The 1,363-nt window shown below is 50.9% G+C and carries 1 protein-coding gene; it reads right to left on the bottom strand.

The genetic code is table 11. From position 1 onward, the window contains the following. Positions 1-240 precede the first annotated feature (240 nt). Entirely contained in the window at positions 241-1,221 is a 981-nt protein-coding gene (locus tag HGP29_RS28130) for an IS5-like element ISKpn26 family transposase (protein ID WP_000019445.1), read from the bottom strand. Positions 1,222-1,363 lie beyond the last annotated feature (142 nt).

Genomic DNA, 1,363 nt, shown 5'->3' with positions numbered 1-1,363 from the left:
ATTGCCTAGCGCATGGATTCATACGTTGTTATACGCCCCGAAACATCAAGAAAAAGATTGTGCTCATTAAAAGCTTTCTATTGAAATTGATAGGGAAGGTGCGAATAAGCAGGTCATTTCTTCCCAAGCTGACTCGCTGATTAAAATTTCGCGGATCTGGGCCGATTTTTTTCCCGCAAACACATCGAATCAGCCTATTTAGGCTATTTTTTCCACCATTTCTGGCGTTATTTCCGGTTTTTACTGAGATCTCTCCCACTGACGTATCATTTGGTCCACCCGAAACAGGTTGGCCAGGGTGAATAACATCGCCAGTTGGTTATCGTTTTTCAGCAGCCCTTTGTATCTGGCTTTCACGAAGCCGAACTGCCGCTTGATGATGCGAAACGGGTGCTCCACCCTGGCACGGATGCTGGCTTTCATGTATTCGATGTTGATGGCCGTTTTGTTCTTGCGCGGATGCTGCTTCAAGGTTTTTACCTTGCCGGGACGCTCGGCGATCAGCCAGTCCACATCCACCTCGGCCAGCTCCTCGCGCTGTGGCGCTCCTTGGTAGCCGGCATCGGCTGAGACAAATTGCTCCTCTCCATGAAGCAGATTACCCAGCTGATTGAGGTCATGCTCGTTGGCCGCGGTGGTGACTAGGCTGTGGGTCAGGCCACTCTTGGCATCGACACCAATGTGGGCCTTCATGCCAAAGTGCCACTGATTGCCTTTCTTGGTCTGATGCATCTCCGGATCGCGTTGCTGCTCTTTGTTCTTGGTAGAGCTGGGTGCCTCAATGATGGTGGCATCCACCAAAGTGCCTTGGGTCATCATGACGCCTGCTTCGGCCAGCCAGCGATTGATGGTCTTGAACAATTGACGGGCCAGTTGATGCTGCTCGAGCAGGTGGCGGAAATTCATGATGGTGGTGCGATCCGGCAGGGCGCTATCCAGGGATAATCGGGCAAACAGGCGCATGGAGGCGATTTCGTACAGGGCATCTTCCATGGCACCGTCGCTCAGGTTGTACCAATGCTGCATGCAGTGAATACGCAGCATGGTCTCCAGCGGATAGGGCCGTCGGCCATTGCCCGCCTTGGGATAAAACGGCTCGATGACAGCGGTCATATTCTGCCATGGCAGAATCTGCTCCATGCGGGAGAGGAAAATCTCTTTTCGGGTCTGACGGCGCTTAGTGCTGAATTCACTATCGGCGAAGGTGAGTTGATGGCTCATGATGTCCCTCTGGGATGCGCTCCGGATGAATATGATGATCTCATATCAGGAACTTGTTCGCACCTTCCCTAGCGGATTATTTTTCAATGATAAGGATTTGTTAATTTTATGGAGGGAAAAATAAAATACTTTATTATTGCTT

The organism is Flammeovirga agarivorans (genome assembly GCF_012641475.1).
GTDB classification, from domain to species: domain Bacteria; phylum Bacteroidota; class Bacteroidia; order Cytophagales; family Flammeovirgaceae; genus Flammeovirga; species Flammeovirga agarivorans.
Note: the sequence above shows the minus strand (reverse complement) of the source record. Positions and strands in the feature narration are given on the sequence as shown.